Origin of the sequence: Paraburkholderia sp. JPY465, from assembly GCF_050436725.1 — a bacterium.
In the GTDB taxonomy this organism is placed as follows: domain Bacteria; phylum Pseudomonadota; class Gammaproteobacteria; order Burkholderiales; family Burkholderiaceae; genus Paraburkholderia; species Paraburkholderia youngii.
On sequence record NZ_JBNDMT010000002.1, the window covers coordinates 2,290,515 to 2,317,240 of the forward strand.

At 65.2% G+C, this 26,726-nt stretch carries 25 protein-coding genes; 11 read left to right on the forward strand and 14 right to left on the reverse strand.

Translation table 11 applies throughout. The annotated features are described in order from the left end of the window. Positions 1-45 precede the first annotated feature (45 nt). The 3 genes from QFZ94_RS12705 to QFZ94_RS12715 all read left to right on the forward strand — a co-directional run bounded on the left by QFZ94_RS12705 (position 46) and on the right by QFZ94_RS12715 (position 3,376). A complete protein-coding gene (locus tag QFZ94_RS12705) occupies positions 46-900 on the forward strand; it encodes a CPBP family intramembrane glutamic endopeptidase (protein ID WP_429457258.1) in 855 nt (284 codons plus the stop codon). A gap of 91 nt (positions 901-991) precedes the next feature. Next, entirely contained in the window at positions 992-1,417 is a 426-nt protein-coding gene (locus QFZ94_RS12710; RefSeq protein WP_429457260.1) for a DUF1801 domain-containing protein, read from the forward strand. Positions 1,418-1,642: 225 nt separating this feature from the next. Then, complete coding sequence (locus tag QFZ94_RS12715) at positions 1,643-3,376, forward strand: IlvD/Edd family dehydratase (protein WP_368587129.1); 1,734 nt, start codon at positions 1,643-1,645, stop codon at positions 3,374-3,376. Between the two features lie 91 nt (positions 3,377-3,467). On the opposite strand, the gene QFZ94_RS12720 is transcribed toward QFZ94_RS12715, so the two are convergent. The 5 genes from QFZ94_RS12720 to QFZ94_RS12740 all read right to left on the reverse strand — a co-directional run bounded on the left by QFZ94_RS12720 (position 3,468) and on the right by QFZ94_RS12740 (position 9,818). Then, positions 3,468-4,523: a serine hydrolase domain-containing protein gene (locus QFZ94_RS12720; protein ID WP_429457262.1), complete on the reverse strand. Its 1,056-nt coding sequence runs from the start codon at positions 4,521-4,523 to the stop codon at positions 3,468-3,470. A 43-nt stretch (positions 4,524-4,566) separates the two neighbouring features. After that, complete coding sequence (locus QFZ94_RS12725) at positions 4,567-5,859, reverse strand: MFS transporter (protein WP_368587127.1); 1,293 nt, start codon at positions 5,857-5,859, stop codon at positions 4,567-4,569. A 281-nt stretch (positions 5,860-6,140) separates the two neighbouring features. Further along, positions 6,141-7,322: a porin gene (locus tag QFZ94_RS12730; RefSeq protein ID WP_429457264.1), complete on the reverse strand. Its 1,182-nt coding sequence runs from the start codon at positions 7,320-7,322 to the stop codon at positions 6,141-6,143. A 331-nt stretch (positions 7,323-7,653) separates the two neighbouring features. Continuing rightward, positions 7,654-8,769: a succinylglutamate desuccinylase/aspartoacylase family protein gene (locus tag QFZ94_RS12735; RefSeq protein WP_368587126.1), complete on the reverse strand. Its 1,116-nt coding sequence runs from the start codon at positions 8,767-8,769 to the stop codon at positions 7,654-7,656. 266 nt (positions 8,770-9,035) lie between these two features. Beyond that, on the reverse strand, positions 9,036-9,818 hold the full coding sequence (locus QFZ94_RS12740) for an ABC transporter substrate-binding protein (RefSeq protein ID WP_013091296.1): 783 nt from the start codon (positions 9,816-9,818) through the stop codon (positions 9,036-9,038). 650 nt (positions 9,819-10,468) lie between these two features. Here QFZ94_RS12740 and QFZ94_RS12745 point away from each other — a divergent pair. Both QFZ94_RS12745 and QFZ94_RS12750 read left to right on the forward strand, forming a co-directional pair. Continuing rightward, the gene (locus QFZ94_RS12745; RefSeq protein ID WP_429457267.1) at positions 10,469-11,698 is read left to right on the forward strand and encodes an extracellular solute-binding protein; all 1,230 of its coding nucleotides are present in this window, start codon (positions 10,469-10,471) and stop codon (positions 11,696-11,698) included. Then, positions 11,698-13,536, forward strand: coding sequence for a diguanylate cyclase domain-containing protein (locus QFZ94_RS12750; protein ID WP_368587124.1), 1,839 nt, complete (start codon positions 11,698-11,700; stop codon positions 13,534-13,536). Before QFZ94_RS12745 ends, QFZ94_RS12750 begins: the two co-directional genes overlap by 1 nt. Before the next feature lie 10 nt (positions 13,537-13,546). Here the strand turns inward: QFZ94_RS12750 and QFZ94_RS12755 are convergent, their stop codons facing one another. The 7 genes from QFZ94_RS12755 to phnG are packed head-to-tail and all read right to left on the reverse strand — an operon-like array spanning position 13,547 to position 19,451. Next, complete coding sequence (locus tag QFZ94_RS12755; protein WP_368587123.1) at positions 13,547-14,680, reverse strand: alpha-D-ribose 1-methylphosphonate 5-triphosphate diphosphatase; 1,134 nt, start codon at positions 14,678-14,680, stop codon at positions 13,547-13,549. 36 nt (positions 14,681-14,716) lie between these two features. Next, positions 14,717-15,493, reverse strand: coding sequence for a phosphonate C-P lyase system protein PhnL (gene phnL / locus QFZ94_RS12760; RefSeq protein ID WP_368587122.1), 777 nt, complete (start codon positions 15,491-15,493; stop codon positions 14,717-14,719). Positions 15,494-15,501: 8 nt separating this feature from the next. Beyond that, positions 15,502-16,272 (reverse strand): phosphonate C-P lyase system protein PhnK, encoded by a 771-nt coding sequence (gene phnK / locus QFZ94_RS12765; RefSeq protein ID WP_429457270.1) that lies wholly within the window; start codon positions 16,270-16,272, stop codon positions 15,502-15,504. Further along, entirely contained in the window at positions 16,269-17,201 is a 933-nt protein-coding gene (locus tag QFZ94_RS12770) for an alpha-D-ribose 1-methylphosphonate 5-phosphate C-P-lyase PhnJ (RefSeq protein WP_184227340.1), read from the reverse strand. Before QFZ94_RS12770 ends, phnK begins: the two co-directional genes overlap by 4 nt. Then, on the reverse strand, positions 17,198-18,334 hold the full coding sequence (locus QFZ94_RS12775; protein ID WP_429457272.1) for a carbon-phosphorus lyase complex subunit PhnI: 1,137 nt from the start codon (positions 18,332-18,334) through the stop codon (positions 17,198-17,200). Before QFZ94_RS12775 ends, QFZ94_RS12770 begins: the two co-directional genes overlap by 4 nt. Further along, positions 18,334-18,945: a phosphonate C-P lyase system protein PhnH gene (gene phnH, locus QFZ94_RS12780; RefSeq protein WP_410850344.1), complete on the reverse strand. Its 612-nt coding sequence runs from the start codon at positions 18,943-18,945 to the stop codon at positions 18,334-18,336. Before phnH ends, QFZ94_RS12775 begins: the two co-directional genes overlap by 1 nt. Then, a complete protein-coding gene (gene phnG / locus QFZ94_RS12785) occupies positions 18,945-19,451 on the reverse strand; it encodes a phosphonate C-P lyase system protein PhnG (protein WP_429457275.1) in 507 nt (168 codons plus the stop codon). The genes phnH and phnG overlap by 1 nt, the downstream gene beginning before the upstream one ends. Positions 19,452-19,631: 180 nt before the next feature. On the opposite strand from phnG, the gene phnF reads away from it, so the two are divergent. From phnF to phnN, 3 genes are read left to right on the forward strand one after another with little or no spacing between them, the layout of a single operon-like run. Further along, a complete protein-coding gene (gene phnF, locus QFZ94_RS12790; protein ID WP_429457277.1) occupies positions 19,632-20,390 on the forward strand; it encodes a phosphonate metabolism transcriptional regulator PhnF in 759 nt (252 codons plus the stop codon). Beyond that, complete coding sequence (locus tag QFZ94_RS12795) at positions 20,387-21,151, forward strand: DUF1045 domain-containing protein (protein ID WP_429457279.1); 765 nt, start codon at positions 20,387-20,389, stop codon at positions 21,149-21,151. The genes phnF and QFZ94_RS12795 overlap by 4 nt, the downstream gene beginning before the upstream one ends. Next, positions 21,148-21,699, forward strand: coding sequence for a phosphonate metabolism protein/1,5-bisphosphokinase (PRPP-forming) PhnN (gene phnN, locus QFZ94_RS12800; RefSeq protein ID WP_368587114.1), 552 nt, complete (start codon positions 21,148-21,150; stop codon positions 21,697-21,699). Before QFZ94_RS12795 ends, phnN begins: the two co-directional genes overlap by 4 nt. A 15-nt stretch (positions 21,700-21,714) precedes the next feature. Here phnN and QFZ94_RS12805 read toward each other — a convergent pair whose 3' ends face one another. After that, positions 21,715-22,623, reverse strand: coding sequence for a LysR family transcriptional regulator (locus QFZ94_RS12805; RefSeq protein ID WP_429457281.1), 909 nt, complete (start codon positions 22,621-22,623; stop codon positions 21,715-21,717). A gap of 111 nt (positions 22,624-22,734) precedes the next feature. On the opposite strand from QFZ94_RS12805, the gene QFZ94_RS12810 reads away from it, so the two are divergent. Beyond that, on the forward strand, positions 22,735-23,925 hold the full coding sequence (locus tag QFZ94_RS12810; protein WP_429457283.1) for a M20 aminoacylase family protein: 1,191 nt from the start codon (positions 22,735-22,737) through the stop codon (positions 23,923-23,925). Positions 23,926-23,984: 59 nt separating this feature from the next. Here the strand turns inward: QFZ94_RS12810 and QFZ94_RS12815 are convergent, their stop codons facing one another. Beyond that, the gene (locus tag QFZ94_RS12815) at positions 23,985-24,809 is read right to left on the reverse strand and encodes an IclR family transcriptional regulator (RefSeq protein WP_176124671.1); all 825 of its coding nucleotides are present in this window, start codon (positions 24,807-24,809) and stop codon (positions 23,985-23,987) included. A gap of 249 nt (positions 24,810-25,058) precedes the next feature. On the opposite strand from QFZ94_RS12815, the gene QFZ94_RS12820 reads away from it, so the two are divergent. Together QFZ94_RS12820 and ltnD are read left to right on the forward strand one after the other, a co-directional pair. Next, entirely contained in the window at positions 25,059-25,763 is a 705-nt protein-coding gene (locus tag QFZ94_RS12820) for a FadR/GntR family transcriptional regulator (protein WP_368587110.1), read from the forward strand. A gap of 72 nt (positions 25,764-25,835) precedes the next feature. Next, on the forward strand, positions 25,836-26,726 hold the full coding sequence (gene ltnD, locus QFZ94_RS12825) for an L-threonate dehydrogenase (protein ID WP_429457286.1): 891 nt from the start codon (positions 25,836-25,838) through the stop codon (positions 26,724-26,726).

Sequence of the window (26,726 nt, forward strand, 5' to 3'; positions counted from 1 at the left end):
CACGCAAAGACAGCAATCACTGCAAGCCTGACTTCGAGCCTATCTATGTTCGCACTACCGTGGATCGCGATTTTTCTCGCCGCGCCGGCAACGTGGGCCAGCACGTTTCGCTGGCTCGGCGTCGGCCTGCTCGTGATCGGATACGGCACGGCGTTGGCGACCGGGCAGCTCGGCCCCTTGGCGAGCGTCGCCATTGGGCTGCTCGGCGTGGCCGCGTACGCGGTGTCGCCAACTCGCCCGCGTTACGTTCGATACGCTGGTCATCTGCTATTCGTCGCGCTCGCAATTGCGCTCAGCCTGCATTGGCTGCCAGGCTTTCATAACCCGCGCGTGATCGGCCCCGTGCATTTCACGCCGGATGCCGTGCCCTTCACGATGTACCTCAATTTCGACAAGCCGCTGATCGGCTTCTGGCTGTTGCTCGCCTTGCCGTGGATCCGGCCTTCGCACGCGCTGCGCACGTGGTTAGTCGCCGGCGTCGCCGGTTGGCTGGTCACGGTCGCGGCCTGCATGGCCGTTGCGTTGTCGCTGGGGATCGTCGGATCGGCGCCGAAGCGGCCCGCCGACAGCGTGCTGTGGTTGGTGAACAATCTCTTTCTCGTCACGCTGACTGAAGAGGCGTTGTTTCGCGGCTATCTGCAAGGCGGTCTCACGCGACTCTTCGCGCGCTGGCAAAGGGCGGACCTGCTCGCGCTATGCGTGGCGGCCGCGCTGTTCGGGCTCGCACATGGCGCGGGCGGATGGCAGTGGATCGTGCTCGGAGGTGTGGCGGGCATCGGCTATGGGCTTACGTATCGCTTCGGCGGATTATCTGCGGCGGTGCTCGCACATTTCGGGCTGAACGTGGTCCACTTTTTCTTCTTCACGTATCCGATGCTGCAGCCCGCGGGCAAGGTGTGAAACTACGCGGATCGGCCGTGCGCCAACCGCAAATCCAGGCGAAGATTATCAATGACTGGATCGTTTCTCCGTTTGCGAGGGCCACACTCCGATGAACGCATCCGAACGTATCGACGAACTGATCGCAGGACTCACCGACTGGCGCGGCGCGACCTTCGCTCGCATCCGTCAATGCGTGCTGGCGGCCGACCCGGCGATCGTCGAGGAATTCAAGTGGATGGGTAGCCCAGTCTGGTCGCGCGACGGCATGATCGCGGTCGCCAACGCGCACAAGGGTAAGGTCAAGCTGACCTTCGCGCATGGGGCGGGCCTGGCCGATCCGGACGGTTTGTTCAACGCGGGCCTCGAAGGCAACGCGCGGCGCGCGATCGACTTCTTCGAGCGCGACGAGGTCGACGAGCGCGCACTGAAAGCGCTGATCCGCGCCGCGATCGACTATAACCAAAGTCATCTGAAGAAGAACACGCGCGGCGCATTACCGAAAGCCGGCCGTAAGCAGGCGGCCGGCGAGGCCTGAAGCCGGCACGGTCTGCTCGCCGACCCCGGCGCGCCGCCAGCCCCGGCGGATCGATACCAGAACTGATATCAATATCGCCCAAAATATAATTGGAAAGATATCAACCCGCTCCGTACACTTCACCATCCCTGGACATTGAGCGGCAGCCTTGCGCCGTGGCGCCGGGTGGGCCGCTTCAGTCAAATATGCCGGTGAGGGTCCCGGCGCATGCATCAAGGACCTAGCATGTCGGAAAAAAAGCGGAAATTGCGCTCGGCCGAATGGTTCGGCACGGCTGACAAGAACGGCTTCATGTATCGAAGCTGGATGAAGAATCAGGGCATCCCGGACCACGAGTTCGACGGGCGCCCTGTGATCGGTATTTGCAACACGTGGTCCGAGCTGACACCGTGCAACGCGCACTTTCGCAAGCTCGCCGAGCACGTGAAGCGCGGCATCTACGAAGCAGGTGGCTTCCCGGTCGAGTTCCCGGTGTTTTCGAACGGCGAATCGAATCTGCGTCCGACCGCGATGCTCACGCGCAATCTCGCGGCGATGGATGTCGAGGAGGCGATCCGCGGCAATCCGATCGACGCGGTGGTGCTGTTGACCGGCTGCGACAAGACGACCCCCGCGCTCTTGATGGGCGCGGCGAGCTGCGACGTGCCGGCGATCGTCGTGACCGGCGGCCCGATGCTGAACGGCAAGCTCGACGGCAAGAACATCGGCTCTGGCACCGCCGTGTGGCAGCTGCACGAATCGCTGAAGGCCGGCGAGATCGACCTGCATCAGTTTCTGTCAGCCGAGGCGGGCATGTCGCGCTCGGCGGGCACCTGCAACACGATGGGCACCGCGTCGACGATGGCGTGCATGGCCGAAGCGCTCGGCACGTCGCTGCCGCACAACGCGGCGATTCCCGCGGTCGACTCGCGCCGCTACGTGCTCGCGCATATGTCGGGCATCCGCATCGTCGAGATGGCGCTCGAAGACCTGAAGCTGTCGAAGATCCTCACGCGCGAGGCGTTCGCCAACGCGATTCGCGTCAATGCGGCGATCGGCGGCTCGACCAATGCGGTGATTCATCTGAAGGCGATCGCGGGGCGCATCGGTATCGATCTGGAACTCGACGACTGGGTGCGCATCGGCCGCGACACGCCGACGATCGTCGACCTGATGCCGTCGGGCCGCTTCCTGATGGAAGAGTTCTATTACGCGGGCGGTCTGCCGGCCGTGCTGCGCCGGCTCGGCGAAGCGAACCTGCTGCCGCATCCGGACGCGTTGACGGTCAACGGCAAGTCGCTGTGGGACAACGTGAAGGACGCGCCCAACACCAACGACGAAGTGATCCGTCCGCTCGACAAGCCGCTCGTCGCCGATGGCGGCATTCGTGTGCTGCGCGGCAATCTCGCGCCGCGCGGCGCGGTGCTGAAGCCGTCGGCGGCGACGCCCGAGTTGCTCAAGCATCGCGGACGCGCGGTCGTGTTCGAGAACTTCGAGCACTACAAGTCGCGCATCGTCGACGAAACGCTCGACGTCGATGCGAACTCGGTGCTGGTGATGAAGAACTGCGGGCCGAAGGGTTATCCGGGCATGGCCGAAGTCGGCAACATGGGCCTGCCGCCGAAACTGCTGAAGCAGGGCGTGAAGGACATGGTGCGCATTTCCGATGCGCGCATGAGCGGCACCGCATACGGCACCGTGGTGCTGCACGTGACGCCGGAAGCGGCGGCCGGCGGCCCGCTCGCCGCGGTGCAGGACGGCGACTGGATCGAGCTCGATTGCGACGCGGGCACGCTGCACCTCGATATCAGCGACGCGGAGCTCGAGCGCCGTCTCGCGAAGCATGTGCCGCCCGAGCCGCCGGAAGGTGGCGGGTACCGGCGCCTGTATATCGATCACGTGTTGCAGGCCGATGAGGGGTGCGACCTCGACTTCCTCGTCGGTTGTCGAGGCTCCGCGGTGCCGCGGCATTCGCACTGACGCGCTGATCTGCCGTTGCAACCGTAACGGCTCGACCGATGACCATGCGGGCGATGCATGCGTGCATCGCCCGCATTTTTTTGATTCGTGGCTATCGGCCGAGGTTATCGACCGCGTCGAGCACCAGCCCGAAAAACTCGTTGGCCGAGGCCGGATTCAGCCAGCGCACGACCACCGTCATGCGCCGCTCCGGTTCGACCCACGTGAACGAACTGCCCGCGCCGATGCCGAAATAGCTCGACTCCGGCACGTTCGGGAACACCTTGCGCCCGGTGTTGAGCCACACGAGGTAGCCATAGAACGGCGCGATCGCGCACGGGGTGCGCATGCGCGCGATCCATTCGGACGACAGCACGCGCTGGCCGTTCGCGACGCCGTCATCGAGCAGCATCTGCGCGACCTTCAACTGATCGTTCGCGCTGACCGACATGCCGCCGCCCCAGTGCGTACCGCCCGGCACCGACTGCATGCGTCGCCCGTCGATTTCGACCCATGCGTCGTCGTAGCCGACCCATTGCCAGTTTTCGCTCGCACCCGTTGGCCGCATGATCGCTTCGCGAAACACCTCGGGCAGCGGCTGACGGAACAGATGCAGCAGCGCGAGCGAGAGCTGGTTGATGCGGACGTCGTTGTATTCCCAGTAGCTGCCCGGCCGTTGCAGCGGACGCGGGTCGCCTTTCTTGCCATCGGGCGGCGCGGCGAAATTGACCGCTCGGTAGTGATCCGCCTGATCCGACAAACCGAAGTAAGTGCCGCGCCATTCGCTGGTTTGCTGCAGCAGATGCGCCCAGGTGATCGGCGCGTTGTGTTCGTCGTCGAAGCCGATGTTGGGCACGCGCACGCGCACCGGCTCGTCGACGTCGGGCAACAACCCGCGATCGTGCGCGACGCCGGCGAGCAGCGCGAGGTACATCTTCGCGACGCTGAAGGTCAGATCGGCCCGATCCGGTTCGCCCCAGCTCGTCAGCACGCGGCCGTCGACAGCGATCGCACCCGATACCGGTCCGCGATCATGCACGGGACCGAGCAGCTTGTTCCATGGCGGCGGGTCGTTCAGGTGCACACCCCATGCGCCACCCACATGGCGGTCCCAAAGCGATTCATGATCCACCGCGAACTGCACGGCTTGCTGCAAACGGTCTTGCATGGATAAGGTCCTGTCGGTTCAACGAAGCTCGCTGGGCAGAGACTCAGCGTGCGTGCAGCCGCAGGCGTGCCCACATCACGGTGAAAAGGCTGAGCACGGCCGCGAGCATCAGATAGAGGCCGGGTGCGAGGTTATTGCCGGTTGCCGCGATCAGCGCGGCGACCGCGAGCGGCGTGAAGCCGCCGAACACGGTGGTGCCGATGTTGTAGCCGAACGCCATGCCGGTCGTGCGCGTGCGGGTTGGGAACAGTTCGGACATCATGGCCGGAATCGGCGCGAAGTAGCTCGCCTTCAGTATCGCGACCCACGTGACCGCGGCCAGCAACGAGCCGAGCGACGGATGCGCGTTCATCAGCATGAAGGCCGGGTAGACGGTCGCGAAGAACAGCACGCCGGCGCAGAGCATGATGCGCACGCGGCCCACCTTGTCGGACAGATGACCGACGATCGGCGTGAGCACCATCATGATCAGACCGGCCGCGAGCGTCGCGATGAAACCCGAAGACGGCGCGAGCCCGAGTTGCCGCGCCGCATAGGTCGGCATGTAGAGCAGCATGTAGTTGGCCGTGGTGGTCAGCACGAGCGCGCCGATCGACACGAGCACTTGTTCCTTTTGCGTCGCGAGCAGTTCTCGCACCGGCGCGGCGGATTTTTCCGCGCGCTCGAACTCCGGCGTTTCGTCGATGCGGCGGCGAATGTACAGCCCGACCGGACCAATCAGCAGGCCGAACAGGAACGGAATGCGCCAGCCCCAGCCTTCGAGTTGCGCGGTGCTCAGCGTGCTCGTCAACACCGCGCCGAACAGCGACGCGAGCAGCGTGCTCGCGCCCTGGCTCGAGAACTGCCAGCTTGCCATGAAGCCTTTGCGCTCCGGCGCATGTTCGATCAGAAACGCGGTCGAGCTGCCGAACTCGCCGCCCGCCGAGAATCCCTGCAACAGCCGCGACGCGAATACGCCGATCGGCGCGAGCACGCCGATCGCCGCATACGACGGCATCAGCGCGATCATGCCGGTGCCGAGCGTCATCATTGCAATCGATAGCGTCAGCGATGCCTTGCGGCCTTTGCGGTCGCTGAATGAGCCGAGCGCGAGCGCGCCGATCGGTCGCGCGAGATACGACAGCGCGAAGGTGCCGAGCGTGAGCAGCAGCGACACGGTGCGGTCGTGCACCGGAAAAAACGTTCGCGACAGCACGGCCGCGAAGTAGCCGTACACGACCAGATCGTAGAACTCCAGCGCGTTGCCGATCGAGGTCGCGAGAATCAGCCGCGATACGCTCGAGCGCGAGGTGTGCCGCGCGAGCGCGTCGGCGGTGGTGGCGGAGTCCATGCTCATATCGAAGTCCTCTGGCGGCGTTGGGAGGCGCGCTGGCAGTGTCGCGTGAGCGGGGCGGGCGCGGGATCGAAGCGTGTGACCCGATGTTGCGGTGGCCGATATTTATAGACAATTACAATATTTGGCAGATATCGTTGCCGAAAAGGCAAAGCGCGCAGCCTGCGTCGAATCCGGCGTTGCTCGACTGATTTCGCACGGCAAAAAGCAAAAGCGCCCCGTAGGGCGCTTTCCATCGATTCAGCCAGGCAGGGAACACGGGTTCCCCACCGCGAACCGTCTACTTAGAACTTGTGACGCATACCGACGCGGAACGCGAGCTGGTTGTCGGCGCCGACGCCCGACGTGCTGAAGTAGCTCGTGCTCGAACCGATCTGTGCCTGCAGGTCGCCACTTGCGGCGTTGTGGCCCGATGCGATTTGATAGATGCCCAGCAAGTAGACGTCCGTGCGCTTCGACAGCGCGTAGTCGCCGCTCAGGTTCACCTGGTTCCAGTGACCGACGTTAGCGCCGCTCAGATGCATGTACGTGTAGCCCGCGCCTGCCGTGATCGCCGGCGTGACCGCGTACTTCGCGCCTGCTTCGTAGGCTGCGAACGTGGTCGAGCCGCCCGAGATCGGGGCGAGGCGCGTGTTCGTGTACAGGGCCCACAGCGTCGCCGGGCCGAATGCGTAGCGGCCGCCAACGCCGAACGAGCGCAGATCCTGGATCTGGCCGGTGCCGAGCGACGGGAAGCTCACGTTAGCCAGCGAAGTCGAGAAGGCCGGCGATGCCTGGCCCGGGTAACGGATGTCCGTGTACGCTGCGCCGATGCCGAACGGGCCGTTCGCATAGTTCGCGCCGAAGCTGTAAGCGCGCGACGAACCCGCGACCGGTGCAGCCGACGTGCCCGTACCCGGCGTGCCGGCAAAGCCGCCCGCCATGTTCGAGAAGCCGTACATCGCGCCGAAGGTCAGGCCCGAGAAGTTCGCGCTGCTGAACTTGACCGAGTTGTTGATACGGCTCGACGTGAGCTGGTCGACGTCGTTGATGTGGTAAGCGTAGTTACCCGCGACGGTCAGGCCGCCGGTCGAGTAGTTCGAGCCGAGGTAGTCGGTCGAGAACGAGTACTGGCGGCCGAACGTCAGCGAGCCGATGTTGTTCTGCGACACACCGACATAGGCCTGGCGGCCGAACATCGCGCCGCCCTGGCCGGCGGTGCCGTTACCGCTGTTGAAGCCGTTTTCCAGCACGAACAGCGCCTTCAGGCCGTTGCCGAGGTCTTCCGTGCCACGCAGGCCCCAACGGCTGCCTTGTGCGACGCCGTCGTCGTACTTGGTCAGGCTGCTATGGCCGGTGGACGTCTTCGAGTTGTTCACGTAGCTGATACCGGCGTCGATCAGGCCGTACAGCGTGACGCTGCTTTGTGCGTGAGCGGCGGAGGCGAATGCGGCAACCGTAGCGGCGGTCAGGATTTTCTTGTTCAACATACTTCTCCGAGTTAGCGAATTTTGGCAATCGCGACGCGCTGCTCTGCGGCAACGTCGCGCGATGGCCGGCAATTTAAGGGAACGCTGAGTAAGGTATGTGACAGTGAAAAATTATTTCCACGGTGTCGTGCGGGCGCGACACTTCGCGTGTGCATCGGGGGGCGGGAGCGTCGGTGGCGGGGCCGGTCGATTGACCCTAGGAGCGAAGCGGGGCGTGTGGCAGCGGATCACCCGCCGGGCGGCGGGCGATCGGTTCCTTCGGCTGCTGCGTGAAAATTCAGTTACATGGCCGGCTGCGACGGCATCGGCGGTCGCAGCGGTTTTGGCGTCAGTTGCTCAGCAACGAGCCGCTGCGGAACGGCGTCGCGCCGGCGATGCGCGCGAACTCGAGGCCGGCCGTCGCGAAACGCGCCAGATGCCGCGCATACAACACGCCGGCCACGGTGTTTTTGATCGTGACGACGCGGTCCGTCAACGGATCGACGATGTCGGCGATTTCCTGGTCCGCGTCCACCCACGTGCCGACCGGGCAGCGATACACGAGCACGCCGCTGATCGGCGCGACGAGCGGCTCGGCGCCCGCGAGCGGCGTCGCCGCGAATTCGAGCGGCGGCAGCGGCGCCGGTTCGCCGTCGACCACGCCGCGCAGGGTCAGATACTCGATGATGGCCTGCGCGTCTTTTTCCGCGTACTGGTACGACACGTCGCGCTGGCCGCGCAGCTCGATCGTGACCGAGATGCCGCCGTTCGGGATCGGGAAGCGCTCGCCGAAACGGCCGCGCAGATCCGACCAGCAGAAGCTGTGGATCTCGTCGAACGGATTGCCGACCGAGTTCAGCGCGAGCAGCGACGCCTTCGCATCGATGTAGCGCGCGAGCGGTTCGACTTCGGGCCACAGGTCCGGATTGGTATACAGGTGCATCGCGGCTTCCCAGTCGCAATGCAGATCGAGCACGACGTCGGCGTCGTACGAAAGCTTTTGCAGCGCGAGGCGTTGCGAGCCGAGTTCGGTGGTCGGCTTCTGCGCGTCGAGCGCTTCGCGCATCGCCGCGCGGATGGCGGCGCGGTTCTCATCGATGTCGCTGGTCAGACGCGACTCGATGGTCGGCAGCACGAGTTCGGCGAGGTCGTAGAAGTTGCGGTTGAAGTTCTGCGCGCTGCCGGTTTCGAAGCGCCCGAGCATCTGGCCGAGCAGATGCTGGTTCAGGCCGATCGGATTGGGCACCGGCACGACCACGACTTCGCCGCGCAGCTTGCCCGCGGCTTCGAGCGCGGCCAGCTTGCGGCGCAGCGACCACGACACCAGCATGCCGGGCAGTTCGTCCGCGTGCAGCGACGACTGGATATAGATTTTCTGGCCGCCGCCGGAACCGTAGTGGAAACTCGTCAGTTCACGGGCGGTGCCAAGCGACGGGGCAATCAGCGGATGGGTCTGGGTTTGCATGGTTTTGACTTCGCGGCCTGTTCGAAGCAGCCGCGCTAGGTTGTTGATTGCAAGGGGAAAGGTGCGCGCGGGCCGCGCGCGAGGTCCGCGTGCGCGGACTGCGGCCACCTGTCTCCCGACGACCGCGTGTTGCACGATCTTAGCCGATATGCCGCACGATGTGGCTTCATGTGGCTAGATGTGGAGCCGCAAAACAAAACGGGCTCCGCATCGCGGAGCCCGTTTCGGACAAGCTGCCGGCGCGCCGTGCGGCGCGCGTGGGCAATTTAGCTGCCGTACACGTCGAAGTCGAAGTACTTCTTCTCGATCTTCTTGTAGGTGCCGTCCTTGATCATGTCGGCGATCGCCTTGTCGACCTTCGCTTTCAGATCGGTGTCTTCCTTGCGCATGCCGATGCCGGCGCCGTTGCCGAGGATCTTCGGATCGTCGAGGTTCTGGCCGACGAACGCGAAGCCTGCACCGCGCGGCGTCTTCAGGAAGCCCTGCTCAGCCTGCACCGCGTCTTGCAGCGCTGCGTCGAGACGGCCCGAGATCAGATCGGCGTAGACCTGGTCCTGGTTCTGATACGGCACGACTTTCGCGCCCTTCGGTTCCCAGTAGGTCTTCGCGTAGGTTTCCTGGATCGTGCCCTGTTCGACGCCAACCGACTTGCCCTTCAGCGATTCAGCGGTCGGCAGGATGCCCGAGCCCTGCTTCGCGACGAGGCGCGTCGGCGTGTTGAACAGCTTCGACGAGAAAGCGACCTGCTCGGCGCGTTGCGGCGTCATCGACATCGACGACAGCACGCCGTCGAACTTCTTCGCCTTCAGTGCCGGGATCATGCCGTCGAAGTCGTTTTCCACCCACACGCACTTCGCACCGACGCGCTTGCAGATTTCGTTGCCGAGGTCGATATCGAAGCCAACGAGCTTGCCGTCTGCGCCTTTCGACTCGAACGGGGGATAGCTGGCATCAACGCCAAAACGGATCGTCGACCAATCTTTAGCGTGTGCGCCAATGGAGACGGTGGCAATCAAGGCAACCGTCAAAGCCGCTAGCAGTTTTTTCACTGTTCTTACTCCTCGGTGTAGTTCAATTTCGCCCTCGGCGGTTGTGCCGCCTCGGGACGCCCGGCGCGACTCGCAAACGGGCATCTGGTCAGGATGCAAGCCGGGGTGGCCTGCAACGCGCGCCAAGCTTATCAGTTCAAAAATATTGGGAAGCTAGTAAAACACCGGATGGCGCAGGAGGAGGCCCTCTAGAGCGACGCGTGCGCCCAAGCCGATGTGACCGGATCGTACACCGTTGGTGGGGTTTGCGTAACACGGGTGCAATGCAGGAGCGGCAATACGGTGGGCCGGCGTACGTGACCGACCTGAATATACGGCGATTTTCTTGCGAGTTCGCCGAAAACCGGTTTGAAACGCGAGTTTGAAACGTGGATATCGTTAAAGCTCGCGGCTGAATCTGCCGTTAATTAACAGCGGCCTCGCGACCATTGGCTTACACGCTATTACCAGCGCCGATATTTTTGCGCGGCCGTTTCGAGGCTGTGCGAAAACCGAGGCTTTTGGCGCTATCATCGATGCTCCATGCGTAGGACGCCGACCGCCCGCGCAGGCGCGGATCGCATCGAAGCAAATCGTCGGACAGCCGTGAAGATTCAAATGCCGCGCATTTGCGCTAGATCAAAAGGCCTTTCTGCTCAACGGTGTTATTCATGCGCACGATGTCGTTCAAGGCGGATCAAACAGGCTGTTGTAAACAGACTTTCAAGCGACAAATCGCGAGCGTCGGCACGCGCGTTCGCGCGGCATTATTGCAGCGCCGTTTTTATGTCGGCTTTTTGTCGAGAATTACATCGGGATTTACATCGATTGGCGTATCCGGATTTTGGTGCGACGTTTTGCCCCGCGCGTTGCGGGTACTGACAGGCGCACTGCTGTGCGCGGGTTTTGCCTTGGCCACGCCCGCCGCGGCTGCCGACAAAGTGCTGCACGTCCTCGCATGGCCCGGCTACGCGGACCCGGATGTCGTGAAGGCGTTCGAAGCACGCTACGGAGCGAAGGTCGAGGTTACGCTCGTCGATTCCGACGAGGCGCTGTGGGCGCAGATGCACAGCAAAAACGAGCCGCCTTTCGACGTACTCGCCGCCAACACCGCCGAAATCCGTCGTTATACGCAGGCTGATCTGCTTGCGCCGCTCGATCTCGCGAGTCTGCCCAATACGAAGAAGCAGTTGCCGCGTTTCCAGGCGCTCGGCTCGATCGGCGGCTTGACGTCGGCGGGCAAGGTCTACGCGATTCCGTTCACCTATTCGTCGATGGGCCTCATCTACGATCGCAAGCAGATTCCGGTGGCGCCGCATTCGATGCTCGAACTGTGGAACCCGCGCTATCGCGGCAAGGTGCTCGACTTCAATAGCGCGCAGCACAACTTCTCGTTCACCGCGCTCGCGCTCGGCTATCCGCATCCGTTTCAGCTCGACCCCGCGCAGTTGCGCACGATCGCGCACAAGCTCGTCGATCTGCGCCGCAATCTGCTGACCTACTACACGCTGCCCGAGGAGGCGACCGCGTTCTTCATCCAGCACAAGGTCGCGCTGATGTTCGGCAACTACGGCACGCAGCAGGTGCAGTTGCTGCGGCGCGCGGGCGCCGACGTCGGCTATGTGATTCCGGACGAAGGCGCGCTCGCGTGGCTCGATTGCTGGTCGATGACGCGCGCGGCGAGCGACCAGCCGCTCGCGCTCGCGTGGATCAACTACATGCTCGAGCCGAGCGTGAGCGCGCTGCTGACGCAGCGCCAGGGGCTCGCGAATACGCTGACCGAGCCGGCCGAAGGCAACCCCGATGCGCACATCGTCTGGATCAGTCCGGTCGAGGATATCGACCGCCGCGAGCGATTGTGGACCCGCATCGTGTCGGGCGACCGTTCGGAGCGCTTCTGATGCTGCATCGCGGCCTGACCTTCAAGCTATCCGTGCTGCTCGCGTGCATCGGCGTGCTGGCGTCGGGCGCGACCGGCTATTACGCGTATCGCGCGAATCGCACGATGCTGGTCAACGAAGCGGAGCGTAGCCTGCAGACTTCGACGGAGCTGCTCGGCCAGCGCATCGCCGTGTCGATCGACGACGTCGCGGCGGACGCGCTCGTGCTGGCGACGATGCCGTCATCGGTGAGCGTCGCGCAGACCGACGACGGCATCGGCCCGAACCAGGGCCGCGAGCGGCTCGCGCAGGTGTATTCGAGCTTCATGCTGCACCACCCGGAGTATCTGCAGGTGCGGCTGATCACGCGGCAGCATCACGGGCTCGAGCTGATCCGTTTCGATCGCGACAGCGACGGCCTCGTGCGTGTACAGGGTGACGATTTACAGGAAAAAGCTCAGTTTCCCTACGTATTCGAAACGCTCGCATTTTCGGCGGGACGCATCTACACCTCGCCGATTTCGATCAATCACGAATACGGCACGCATGCCGCGCAAGGCAGGCCGACGCTGCGTCTGGGCACGCCGATCGCGGATGCGCGCGGCACCGTGGTCGGCGTCGTGGTGATCGACGTCGATCTGGCCGGCATGCTGCGGCGTTTGCAGAGCGATCTGCCGAGCGACTACCAGGTCTATCTGGCGAACGAGTGGGGCGACTTCCTGGTCCATCCCGACGCGTCGAAGACCTTCGGTTTCGACCGCGGCCGGCGCGTGCTGATGCAGGACAGCTTTCCGGTCACGAGGCAGCTGTTCGAGCAGCGGCGCAGCGAAGTGCTCGTCAATGGTCTCGCGCGGCCCGATGAGGCGCACGGGCGCGTGCTCGCGTTCGTGCGGCGGCCGTTCGGCGATTCGGAGGGCAATCGCTTCATCGTGCTCGGTCTGGCGAAGCCGCTCGAAGACGTGCTGAGCGGCGCGAATCAGCTCGGCACGCGGATCATTCGCATGGTGCTGGTGTTCAGCGCTTTGTCGGTACTGCTGGCCATTCTGTTCGCGCGAGCGCTGACCAAGCCGCTGCATCAGCTCGCGCATGCGGCGACGCATCTGTTCGCCGAACACGCGATGCACACGTTGCCGCTCAAACGCACCGACGAAATCGGCGTGCTCGCGCGCTGCTTCGAGCGTTTGCGCCGTGAAATCCGCGGGCAGATGGATGCGCTGCACAGCAAGCAGAGCGAGCTCGTGCATCTGGCCTCGCACGACGTGCTGACCGGCTTGCCGAACCGCATGCTGTTCATGCAGAAGCTCGAGAACGCGATCGAGGAGGCAAGGTTCCGTCGCGAAGGCCTCGCGGTGCTGTTCGTCGACCTCGACCGCTTCAAGCAGATCAACGATCAGTTCGGGCACTCCGTTGGCGACAAGGTGCTGGTCGCGGTCGCGCGCCGTCTGAAGGACGTGCTGTGTGCCGGGGACGTGGTTGCGCGGCTCGGCGGCGACGAATTCATCGTGCTGATCGAAGGGCAGCGCGCGGCGCAGATCACGCCCGATATCGCCGAGCACATCATGGATGCGCTGAATGAAACGCTGAGCGTCGACGGCAATAGCATGACGGTCGGCGCGAGCATCGGCATCAGCGAGTTCCCGCACGACAGCGGCAATGCCGAGGAACTGCTGCTGAACGCCGATGCGGCGATGTATGCGGCGAAATCGGGTGGCCGTTGCGCGTATCTGCGCTATCAGGATCTGCTCGCCATGCGGCTCCACGAACAGGCCGAGCAGACGCGGCTTGCCCACGCGCAGCTCGCGCAGGCGCATGCCGCGCGCGATGCGACCGAGGGGTGCGAGGAGGAGCCCACCGCGTGACGCGACCCACTCAAACGATCCGCACCCCGCCGCGATAAGTCGCGCGCGGCACCGGCAGCCTGTCGAGCATCGTCACGCGCACGAGATCCGCGCGCAAGCCCGGCTCGATCGCGCCGCGGTCCGTGAGACCGGCGGTGCGCGCCGGCTCGGCCGAGACCGTTGCCATCGCGCGCGGCAGCGACCAGCCCGCTTTTTCGACGAGATCGAACACCGCGGTCAGCAAGCTCGACGGCACGTAATCCGACGACAGAATGTCGAGCAGACCGGCGCGCGCGAGTTCGAGCGCCGACACGTTGCCCGAATGCGAGCCGCCGCGCACGATGTTCGGCGCGCCCATGATGGTGGCGATGCCGTGCTCGCGCGCGGCTTGCGCGGCGATGCGCGTGGTCGGGAATTCGGCGAGCACGATGCCCTCGGCCTTCGCCTGTTCGACGTGCTCGATCAGCGTATCGTCGTGGCTCGCGACCGGAATGCCGAGCCGCCGGCACCGCGCGACGATCTCGCGGCGATGCTCATCCGCGTAACGCTCCTGTTCGACCGCGAGTTCGGCGAGCGTGCTCGCGACACGTTCGTCGCTCATCTTGCCGTTGCGTTCCTGGAAGCGGCGCCATTGCTCGCGGTCGTGCCATTGGCGCTGTCCCGGCGTATGGTCCATCACCGACGCGAGCCGCAACAGCGGATGCGCGCACAGCGAATCGAATACCTCGAGCACGTCGGCGGTCGCGATCTCGCAGCGCAGATGCAGAAAGTGCTCGGCGCGCAGCAGTCGACGCGTGGACAGCCGCAGCAGCGACTCCGCGCATTGCGTTTGCACGTGGCGGTTACGCAGCCCAACGCTCGAGCGCGAGCCGATCGCGAGCGCGTCGAATACCGTCGTGATGCCGGCCGCGGCCACTTGCGCGTCGTGGATCACGAAAGCCGCGTCGGTATTCCACTCGACGCCGGGACGCGGCACGAGGTGCTTCTCGAGGTTGTCCGTATGCAGTTCGATCAGACCGGGCAGCAGATAATCGCCGTCCCAGTCTTCGGCGTTGCGCGCCGAACTCGCGCCGCGTTCGACGTCGCGAATCACGCCGTCCTCCACGCGCACGGTGCCAATGAATTCTTCATCTCGCGTCACGATGCGAGCGTTGCTGATCAACATCGACTTGCTCCGTAGTCAGTCGGGACTGGTGTCAATTTAATGCCGCAGTGGCGGCCGCAATTCCAGGCGGCGCGTCGCGACCTTGTTGCGGGTCTCTTCGTCGTGAAAGATACCAACGATCGCCGCGCCGCGCTCGCGCGCCTCGACGATCAGATCGGCCACAACGTCGCGGTTTTCGGCATCGAGCGAAGCGGTCGGTTCGTCGAGCAGCAACAGCGGATGTTCGGCGATCAAACCTCGCGCGATATTCACGCGCTGCTGCTCGCCGCCCGAAAACGTCGCGGGCGCGAGCGACCACAGACGTTCCGGCACGTTGAGCCGCGCGAGCAATTCAGCGGCGCGCGCGTTTGCTTTGGGTTCTGCGATGCCGTGCAGCACGAGCGGCTCGGCGACGAGCGCGAGCGTCGGCACGCGCGGAATCACGCGCAAAAACTGGCTCACATAGCCGACCACGCTACGGCGCAGACGCAGCACGTCACGCGGTTCCGCACCGGTGATCGTGACGGGCCGGCCCTGATCGCTGGTGTCGCGAATCGCGATCGAGCCGGTGCTCGCCAGATAGTTGCCGTACAGGCAGCGCAGCAGCGTGCTTTTGCCCGCGCCCGACGGCCCGACCAGCACCACGCATTCACCGCGCTCGACTTCGAGCGATACGTTCGCGAGCGCGTCGATTCGCGCGCCGCCCTGGCCGTGCAGCGTGAAAGTCTTGCCGATGCCGGTGGCGCGCAGCATCAGCGCCGCGTTGTCGGCGAAAGCGCGCTCGGCGTGACGTGCCGCGCTGCCCGCATCAATTACTACCTCAGTGGATTGCATTGTGAGCCTCAAACCGGCAGAACCGAGGAAACCAGCGTTTGCGTATAAGGGTGCTGCGGATCGTCGAGCACCTGGTCGGTCAGACCCGCTTCGACGACTTCGCCCGCCTGCATCACCATCAGCCGATGTGCGAGCAGACGCGCGACGCCGATGTCATGCGTGACGATCAGCACCGACAGATGCAGCGTCGACGTCAGCGTGCGCAGCAGATCGAGCAGACGCGCCTGCACGGACACGTCGAGACCGGCGGTCGGTTCGTCCATGAACACCAGACGCGGACTGGTGACGAGATTGCGCGCAATCTGGAGACGTTGCTGCATACCGCCCGAAAACGCAGCGGGGAATTCGTCGATGCGCGCTGGGTCGAGTTCGACGCGCTCCATCCATTGCGTGGCCGTGCGGCGAATCTCGCCATAGTGGCGCGCGCCGACCGCCATTAACGGCTCGCCGATATTGGCGCCGGCCGATACGCCGCTGCGCAGGCCGTCGCGCGGGTTCTGCTGCACGAAGCCCCATTCGGTGCGCATCAGCAGACGGCGGCGCGGCTCCGACAGCGCGCGCAGATCGAGCAGGTCGCCGTGCGACGCGGCGTAGTGCAGCGCGCCGCTATCGGCCTCGGTCTTCAGCGCCAGCGTGTTGAGCAGCGTGGTCTTGCCCGAGCCCGATTCGCCGACGATGCACAGCACCTCGCCGGGATACAGATCGAAGCTCACGTTGCGGCAACCGTTGCGGCCGCCGTATTGTTTGGTGAGCGCGCGGGCGCTCAGAAGCGGCGTCATGCGGATTCTCCTTCGCGTTCGGCGCGGGGCAGTGGTGCTTGCGGTTCGATCTCGCCGTCGCCGCGCCGCTCGTGACAGTAGTCGCTATCCGAGCACACAAACATGCGCGTGCCGGCGTCGTCGACGATCATCTCGTCGAGAAAGCTTTCCTTCGATCCGCACAACGCGCACGCGTGCTGCCACTTCTGCACTTCGAACGGATGATCGTCGAAGTCGAGACTGCGCACCGGCGTATAAGGCGGAATCGCGTGGATGCGGCGCTCGCGGCCCGCGCCGAACAGTTGCAGCGCGGCGTTCATATGCATCTTCGGATTGTCGAACTTCGGGATCGGCGACGGCGACGTCAGATAGCGATGATTGACGATCACTGGGTAGTCATACGTGGTCGCGATGCTGCCGTGATGCACGATGTCCTCGTACAGCTTCACGCTGATCAGCCCGTAATCGGCGAGCGCGTGCAGCTTCTTGCATTCGGCGACGCGCGGTTCGAGCCGGAACAGCGGCTCGGGCATCGGCACCTGATAGACGAGGATCTGCCGCTCGGTCAGCGGCGTTTCGGGAATCCGGTGCCGGGTCTGGATGATCGTCGCTTCGCTCGTGTGCCGCGTGGTCGCCACGCCCGTGGTGCGCGCGAAGAAGCGGCGAATGTTGACGGCATTCGTAGTTTCGTCGGAACCCTGATCGATGACTTTCAGCGTGTCCGTCTTGCCGATGATCGCGGCCGTCACCTGGATGCCGCCGGTGCCCCAGCCGTACGGCAGAGGCATTTCGCGCGACGCGAACGGCACCTGGTAGCCCGGCACGGCGACTGCCTTCAGCAGCGCGCGGCGCAGCATGCGTTTGGTCTGCTCGTCGAGATACGCGAAGTTGTAGCCGTGCGCGGCGCTGTCGTATGAGGTGTTTGCAACGGCGGTGTCGGGCGCGTTCATGCTGCTTGCTCCTTGTCGGTGGCATTGCCTGATTCATCGTTGCCGTGGTGCTGCGCGCGCAAGCGCCGCACCAGTTCCAGCTCCGCCTGGAAGTCGACGTAGTGCGGCAGCTTCAGGTGCTGCACGAAGCCCGACGCCTCGACGTTATCGCTGTGCGACAGCATGAATTCGATGTCCTGCGTCGGCGACGAGAGCGTCTCGCCGAGTTCTTCGGCACGCAGCGCGCGATCGACCAGTGCCATCGCCATCGCCTTGCGCTCCGAGTGGCCGAACGCGAGACCGTAGCCCTGCGTGAAGGTGGGCGGCACCGCGCTGCTGCCCGCGAACTGGTTGATCATCTGGCATTCGGTGACATCGATATCGCCGATGTCGACCGCTTCGCCGAGTTCGTCGAGGTCCATTTCGACCGCGATCGTGCCGAACCGAATCTCGCCGGCGAACGGATGCGAATGCGCGTAGCCGCGTTGCGTCGCATAGCCCATTGCGAGCAGAAAGCCTTCGTCGCCGCGCGCGAGGTTCTGCAGACGCGTCGCGCGGCTCGCCGGAAACGCGAGCGGTTCGCGCGACAGATCGCCGGGTTCCGCGCCATCCGGTGTTGGGCGCTCCTGTTCGATCAGGCCTTCCTTGTCGAGCAGCGAGACAACGCGCGGCATCGCTTCCGGCGCGGGCGGCTCTTGCGAGAGCGGCGCATTGCCTTGCGTCACGCGCTGCCGCGCGTCGTCGCCATCGGCGAGCAACGCGAAATCGAGCAGACGCTGCGTGTAGTCGTAGGTCGCGCCGAGCAACTGGCCACCGGGCAAGTCCTTGAAGGTCGCCGAGATGCGCCGCTCGACCTGCATCGTTTCGGTATCGATCGCGCGCGTATAGCCGAAGCGCGGCAACGTGGTGCGATACGCGCGCAACAGGAAGATCGCTTCGACCAGATCGCCGGCCGCCTGCTTGATTGCGAGCGCGGCAAGCTCCTCGTCGTAGACCGAACCTTCGGTCATTACGCGCGCGACCGCGAGCCGCAACTGCTCGCGAATCTGCGCGACGCTCAGTTCGGCGATCCGCGTATCGCCGCGGCGCGCTTTGTCGAGCAGACGCCACGACGCTTCGATCGCGCGTTCTCCACCTTTGACGGCAACGTACATCAGTTCACCTTCGCTTCAGTTGCGCGCGGCAAGCCGATCACGCGCGGGCCGCAAACCAGATAACAGTCGATGCCGCACGGAAACAGCGGCGCGAGCATCGCGCGCTCTTGCCAGAACCGTGGGGGAAGACCGGCCGGCGAAATCGTTTGGGTCTCCAGAATGCCGGGGCCGCTCAGCGTGACCGGGGCGCCGCCCGTCAGCGCGTCGACGCGGATCAGCAGCGTGGCCGATTGCTCGGGGGACTCGGCATTGCCGGGTGCGAAGCTTTCTAGCGACGGCAACGCGTCGGCATCGTGCACATAGACGAATGCGGCGTCGCCGGGCGCATCGACGAGCGGCGCGCCGGTATGAAAACGCAACGCCGACGCGAGCGCGGTATCAGGCTGCGCGAGCCAGACCGGTGTCGCGTAGTCGCAGAGCGTCAGCAGCGCAGCGAATGCAGCGGGTTCGACCGGCGTATTGCGCAACTCGGGCAGCACGTCACTGATCACGCCGATCGTGCCGGGCCGCGACAACGCGTCGAGCAGCGTGCGAAACACGGCCTGGGTATCGTGGACCGGGTCCGCGAAACCCGGCGTCAGGGTGGACAATGCAATCGGTGAATGTTCCATCAGTCGCCTCGCACCATCGTAAAGAATTCGACGCGCGTCGCCGCGGCGTCCTGCTGCTGTTGCGCGCGCCGTGCCTTCTGTTGCGCGGCGAACGGCTCGATCAATTGACGATGCAGGCCGTCGTGATGCTCCGGCATCTGCAGCAAGGCATCGGCGAGCGCGGCAAGTTCGGCGCGCCGGCGGTCGCGTCCCAAGTGGCAGGCCACGCCGACGGTGGCCTCGGCGTCGCCGCTGGCACGAAGGCGCAGCGTGGCGCGCGTGACCGTCGCTTCGCCGAGATTGAACGGATCGCCGCTGCCGCCGATGCGCCCGCGCACCATCGCGAGGCCGATTTCAGGGGGACGCAGCCAGTCGTAGGCGGGGATAGGGTGACCTTGCAGCGCGCGCTGCAGCGCGGCTTCGAGGTCGGCGCGCGGCGTGCGGGCCAGCACGGCCATCCAGGCGCGCCGCGCCGCCGAAGACACGGCAGGCAACGGCGCAGAGGGCGGAACGGAACTCGGGCTCATCGGATTTCCTGTTGATCCAGCGAGTGGACATTGGAGCATCTATTCATCTAAACGTCTAGACGTTTACAGGCGTAGTTGTCTCGACTGTCGTGCGCGGCGGACGTTTCATATTTCCATCACGGCTTGCGCACTACAATGCACGACATGGCGATCATTTGAACCGAAGGGAATGACAGCACCATGACATCGAACGACAGCGCGGCGCCGGCCACGATGCTCGAACGCGGCGCAGGCGTGGCCGTCTGGAGACAGATCGAACAGATTCTCGCCGCCGAGATCGCGGCAAGCGGATTCGGGGAAGAAGGGCGGCTGCCGAGCGAAGGTGAGCTGGCGAAACGCTTTGACGTCAACCGTCACACGGTACGTCGCGCGATGCTCGGCCTCGCCGCGCTCGGCCTCGTCAGCGTCGAGCAGGGGCGCGGCACCTTCGTACAGCCCGGCGCGATCGACTATTCGATCGGCCGCCGTACACGTTTCACCGAAAACCTGCGCCAACAACATCACGCGCCCGGCGGCACGATGCTGTCGGGCTCGCGCGTGAAAGCCGAGCCCAGCGTCGCGAAGGCGTTGGGTCTGCGCGCGGGCGCGGCGGTCTATCGGATCGAATCGCTGCACGAGTCCGACGGCGTGCCGCTTACGTTCGCGCGCAGCTGGTATCCGGCCGCGCGTTTTCCGGAGCTGCCGGAAGTCGTGCAACGCCTCGGCGGCACGACGAAGGCGCTGGCCGAATTCGGCGTGGACGATTATCTGCGCAAGTGGAGCCGCATCGGCAGCGTGCTGCCCGAGCCGGAGGTCGCGCGGCGGCTCAACATCAACCGTCAGCAGCCGGTGCTGTGGGTCGAGAACGTCGACGTCGATTTGCAAGGCACGCCGGTCAAATACGGCTTCACACATTTCGCGGCCGACCGTGTGCAACTGCTCGTGGAGCATGACCTGTGAGCGGCCCCGCATGGAGTGATGAAGCGCGCTTCGCGCTGTACTACGCGCCGTCGGGTGAATCGGCGTGGTGGCAGGCCGGCTCGACGTGGCTCGGCCGCGATGCGCAAAGCGGCGAGCGCTGCGCGCAGCCGCAGCCGCCTGGCCTGACGCGCCCGCTCGCCGCGTTGACCGACTCGCCGCGCCGCTATGGTTGGCATGGTACGCTGGTCGCCCCGTTCCGGCTCGGCGCCGGTATCACGCAGCACGACGTGCTTGCGGCCGCGCGCGCGTGGGCGCTCGCGCAACAGCCGTTCGCGTTGCCGGTGGAAGCGGCCACGCTGGGCGACTTCGTCGCGCTGCGACCGGCCGATGCAAATGGCGAGACGCGCATTCGCGAGCTTGCGTCGAACGCGCTGGAGTCGCTAGATGGGCTGCGCGCGCGACCGTCTGCGGCCGATCTCGAGCGCCGGCTCGCCGCACCGCTCAGCGAACGCCAACGTGCGTTGCTGCTGCAATGGGGCTACCCGTACGTGTTCGACGAGTTCCGTTTTCATATGACGCTGTCCAGCTCGCTAGCGGATGCCGACGAGCGCGCGACGCTGCTCGCATGGTGGCGTGAGCGCACCCCTGCGCTCGGGCCGCTCGCGGTCGATCAGGCCGCGCTGTTCGTCGAGCCGGCGCCGGGCGAGCCGTTCGTGCTGTGGCAGCCGCTGCCCTTCAGCGACGGCGCGCAACACGGCGATCGCAAGGAAAAGCAGCAAGACGAGGTGAGCAGCCAATGAATGGGCGTTTGATCTATGTGATGGGCCCGTCTGGCGCGGGCAAGGATTCGCTGCTGCAATTCGCGCGCACGCGGCTCGCCGGCGAGCCAGTCGTGTTCGCGCATCGTTACATCACGCGGCCGAGCGGCCATGGGGAAGTGCATGTCGCGCTGAGCGTCGAGGAGTTCGCCGCGCGCTCGGTGCTGGGCCTGTTCGCGCTCGAATGGTCGAGTCATTCGCTGCGCTATGGCATCGGCATCGAACTCGATGCGTGGCTCGCGCGCGGCTGCACGGTGGTCGTCAACGGCTCGCGGCAGTACCTGCAGCATGCGCTCGCGCGCTATCCCCGCGCGGAAGTGGTGCACGTGAGCGCCGCGCCGCATATTCTCGAAGCGCGGCTCGGCGCGCGAGCGCGCGAATCGTCGGAGCAGGTCGCGGCGCGGCTGGCGCGGCGTGCGCCGTTTGCGTTGCCGGCCGGCGTGCGCTGCACGACGATCGACAACTCCGGCACGCTCGAACAAGCGGGGCACGAGTTGATCACAGTGCTCAAGGAGCAGATGAGCGCGTAACGCAGTCACGCGGCCTTATTGCACGGCCTCCATCCGCTCCCGCGTGACCTGCCGCAAACACGCGACGAACTGCTGTACGGCCGGCGTCGGCAGCAGATCGCGTCGCGAGATGATGCTCAGATCGTAGTTCGGCAGCGCGTCTTCGATCTGCGCGACACGAATGCCGAGCGGCGCGACCCGCTGCGCGAGCGGCCGCGTGAAGCAACTGATCACGTCGGTCTGCGATACGAGCCCGAGCGTCACCGCAAACGACGACGGCGCGCGCAGCAGCCGCTGCGGCAGCGGCAAACCATGCGCGCTGAACATCGCCATCCTCACGCTGTGCGGGAAGTGATCGGCGCCGACCGTGACGATCCACTCGGCGTCGAGCAGTTCGGACAGACGCGTGACGTTCGCGAGCGGGTGCCCCGCGCGCATCGTGACGACGAACTGCGTCGAGTACAGCGGCACCTGTACCAGATCGTTATCCAATGCCTGAACGTGATGGATCGCCGCGAGATCGAGTGTGCCGTTGCGCAGACGCGCGAGCGCATCGGGCACCGTCACTTCCTCCAGATGCAGACTCACGAGCGGCATCTTTTGGCGAAAGCTCGACACCGCATGCGGAAGAACCGTCAGCGCGAGCGATGGCATCGTGCCGACGCTGACCTTGCCGGCCAGTTCTCCTTTCACCTGCTCGACGGCCTCGACGGTGCGGCGCATGTCGCCCAGCAACTGTTCGGCGCGCGGCAACAGCGCGAGCCCGCACGCGGTCAGCTCAATGCCGCGCACGCTGCGCACCATCAACTCCGCATTGAGCGCGCTTTCCAGTTCGCGAATCGTATGCGTGACGGCCGGCTGCGTGACGCCGAGTTCACGCGCGGCGGCGCGCAGGCTGCGGTGATGCGCGGCGGCGACGAAGGCCTGCAACTGCTGCAGTTTCATCAGGGTAACCCCGTATATAAGAGCCGTTAATCAGGGTGAAAAAAATAGCATCTTATTCGAACGAAACGGCATGGATATAGTGCGAGGCTACTCACTGGAGCCATGCAAACGATGAACGAGACCCCGCGTTTGACCGAAGTGTCCGATCTGGAACCCGCCGCCGCGAGCCTGCGCGAGATTCGCCATCACATTCATCACCATCCCGAACTCGCGTACGAGGAAGTGCGGACCGCGGCGCTCGTCGCGGAAAAGCTCGAACAGTGGGGCTGGCAGGTCACGCGCGGGGTCGGCAAGACCGGCGTGGTCGGCACGCTGAAGGTGGGCGACGGCAAGCGCAGCATCGGCATTCGCGCGGACATGGACGCGCTGCCGATCATCGAACAGACCGGCTTGCCGTACGCGAGCGGCACCCACGGCAAGATGCATGCGTGCGGCCACGACGGCCACACGACGATCCTGCTCGGCGCCGCACAACGTCTCGCGGCCACGCGCAATTTCTCGGGCACCGTGCATCTGTATTTCCAGCCGGCCGAGGAAAGCGGCATCGACAGCGGCGCGCTGAAGATGATCAACGACGGCCTGTTCGAGCGCTTCCCGTGCGACGCCGTGTTCGGCCTGCACAATCATCCGGGCGCGGAGCCGGGCATGCTGCTGTTTCGCAAGGGGCCGTTCATGTCGGCAGGGGACAAGGCGACCATCACGATCGAAGGCGTCGGCGGTCATGCGGCGCGTCCGCATCTGACCGTCGATCCGGTCGTGGTCGCCGCGAGCATCGTGATGGCGCTGCAGACGATCGTCGCACGCAACGTCGATCCGTCGCAGCCGGCCGTGGTGACGGTGGGCTCGATGCACGCGGGCACCGCGAACAACGTGATTTCGAGCAGCGCGCGGCTCGAACTGAGCGTGCGCTCGTTCAGCCCCGAGGTGCGAGAGTTGCTGAAGAAGCGCATCACCGAGCTGGCCGAGTCGCAGGCGGCGAGCTATGGCGGCAAGGCGCATGTCGAGTACATCGAAGGTTACCCGGTCGTCATCAATACGGACGCCGAAACGGATTTCGCGGTGCAGGTTGCGCGTGAGCTGGTCGGCGATGACAAGGTGATCGAGCAGACCGACATCCTGATGGGCAGCGAGGACTTCGCCTTCATGCTGCAGAAGCGGCCGGGCACGTTTCTGCGCATCGGCAACGGCATCGGCGAGGATGGTTGCATGGTGCACAACCCGCATTACGACTTCAACGACCAAAGTCTGCCGATCGGCGCGGCGTTCTGGGCGCGGCTCGTGGAGCGCTATCTCGCGCAGTGAGCGATAAGAGTCGACGCGGTAGCGCGCAGCAAATGCGCGCTACCAGATAGCCGCGTGCGTCAGCCGCGCCGCGCGACCATCTCGGAGACCGTCTGCGCGGCTTGCTGCAGCGGTTCCAGAAACGCCTTCACCATCTGTTTGGCCGAATTGCGCTGCGCGTTGCCGCTGATGTTCATCGCGGCGATCACGCGGCCCTGGCGATTGCGAATCGGCGCGGACAGCGAAATCAAACCGCCTTCGAGCTCCTGATCGACGATTGCCCACCCCTGGCGACGCACCTGCTCGATTACCTTCTTCAACTCTTCCTTGTCGGTAACGGTGCGCGGCGTGTGTGCGTAGAGCGGCGACGAGTTCAGCGTCGCGTCGAGCGTTTCCTCGTCGAGCGAGGCGAGCAGCACGCGGCCCATCGACGTGCAGTACGCGGGCAGACGGCTGCCGATCGACAGGTTGATCGTCATGATCTTGTGAGTCGGCACGCGCAGCACGTAGACGATCTCGGTGCGATCGAGCACGGCCGCCGAGCAGCTTTCGTGCACCTGTGCCGACAGGCTTTCCATCACCGGTTCGGCGAGATTCCAGAACGGCATCGAGGTGAGGTACGCGAAGCCGAGGTCGAGAATCTTCGGCGTCAGACGGAACAGGCGTCCCTCGGCTTCCACGTAGCCCAGCGTTTGCAGCGTCAGCAGAATCCGGCGCGCGCCGGCGCGCGTGAGGCCGGTCGCCGCGGCGACGTCGGTGAGCGTCTGTTCGGGGCGCGTCGCGTCGAATGCGCGGATGACCGCGAGGCCGCGCGCGAACGACTGCACGTACGAGTCACCCGGTTTCTCCGGGGCCGGTTCGACGTTGGCGGGCGCGACGGAAGACGGCGGCAGGGCTTTGCTCATGGACCTTGATCGTGGTTGCAAAAGAGTGCGCGCGCAAGGCACGCGACGCGCGTTCGTTTCGATGCGGCGCCGCGCGTGGCGTTGCGGCGCAAAGGCGAGACGATAGCTTAAGCCTTCTATTTCGCCAAATAACGCCGATTCGTGCAAAAAACCCAGGGTTTGCGTGGATGCGATTCGTGTCTCAAATTTGTATGATGACCCGATAACATGACCAGTTTGCGGCACCCGATCCAACCCAACCGATCCGCCATGTTCGACAAGATTCCCTCGCGCGCTTTGAGCGACACCGTCGCGCAGCAACTGCTGAAGCAGATCGACAAGGGCACTTTCGCGCGCGGCGCCAAGCTGCCGACCGAAGCCGTGCTCTCGGAACAGTTCGGCGTGAGCCGCACGGTGATTCGCGAGGCGCTGTCGCGGCTGAAGAACGAGGGGGTGGTCGAACCGCGCCAGGGCAGTGGCGTGTTCGTCGCTGGGCACGGCACGATCCGCCCGCTGCGGATCGACTACGCGGAAGCCGTCGAGCCGGGCTCGGTCGTGCAGATCCTCGCGCTGCGCCGCGCGATCGAGGCGGAGGTCGCGTCGGAAGCCGCAATGCGTCGCAGCGATGCCGACATGGCCGCGATCGACGCCGCGCTCGCTCAGATCGAGCGCGCGGTCGCCAATGGCGAAGACGGCGTCGCCGAAGACGTCGCGTTTCATCGCGCGATCGCGGCGGCGACGGGCAATCCGTATTTCCTGAAGACGCTGACGTTCCTCAATCAGTACCTCGAAGCGGGCACGGTCGTCACGCGCCGCAACGAGGCGCTGCGCGAGGACTTCTCGCGGCAGGTGCGCGAGGAGCACGCGGCGATCGCCGCGGCGATTCGCGCCGGCGATCCGATGGCGGCGCGCAATGCCGCGCAGACGCATCTGTACAACGCGGCACGGCGGCTTGCCGAGGCGGGCATCGCCTGACGCGCGGAAGGCGCGCGGTGATCCCGCCGCGCGCGAACGCACCAATGCAGCACCAATCCATAGAGGTCACGCATGTCGAGAAATGTCGGTGTCATCGGTTTGGGAGCCATGGGGCTCGGCGTTGCGCGTTCGCTGTTGCGCGCCGGCTTCAAGGTCCACGCGTGCGACTTGCGGCGCGACGTGCTGCAGGCGTTCGTCGCTGAAGGCGGCGTCGGCTGTGCGACGCCCGCGGAGCTCGGCGCGCAGTGCGAGGTCGTGATCACGCTGGTCGTCAATGCCGCGCAGACCGAGGCCGTGCTATTCGGTGAGCACGGCGCGCTCGCGGCGATGAAGCCGGGCGGCGTCGTGATCGCCAGTGCCACGGTCGCGCCGGAATTCGCCAGCGATCTCGGCAAGCGCGTCGAGTCGGCCGGTCTGCAGATGCTCGATGCGCCGGTGTCGGGCGGCGCTGCGCGCGCCGCATCGGGCGAGATGACGATGATGACGTCCGGTCCCGCAGCCGCGTACGCCGCGTGCGAGGACGTGCTCGCCGCGATCGCCGGCAACGTGTATCGGCTCGGGGCCGCGCATGGCGCGGGCTCGAAAGTGAAGATCATCAATCAGTTGCTGGCCGGAGTGCATATCGCGGTGGCCGCCGAGGCAATGGCGCTCGGCTTGCGCGAAGGCGTCGATCCGGACGCGCTATACGACGTGATCACGCACAGCGCGGGCAATTCGTGGATGTTCGAGAACCGCGTTCCGCATATTCTCGCGGGCGATTACACGCCGCTGTCGGCAGTCGATATTTTCGTCAAGGACCTGGGCCTCGTGCTCGATACCGCGCGTCGCACGAAGTTTCCACTGCCGCTGTCGGCGGCCGCGCATCAGATGTTCATGATGGCGTCGACGGCGGGCCACGGCGGTGAGGACGACTCGGCGGTCGTGAAGATTTTCCCCGGCATCGAATTGCCGGCGAAGCCATAA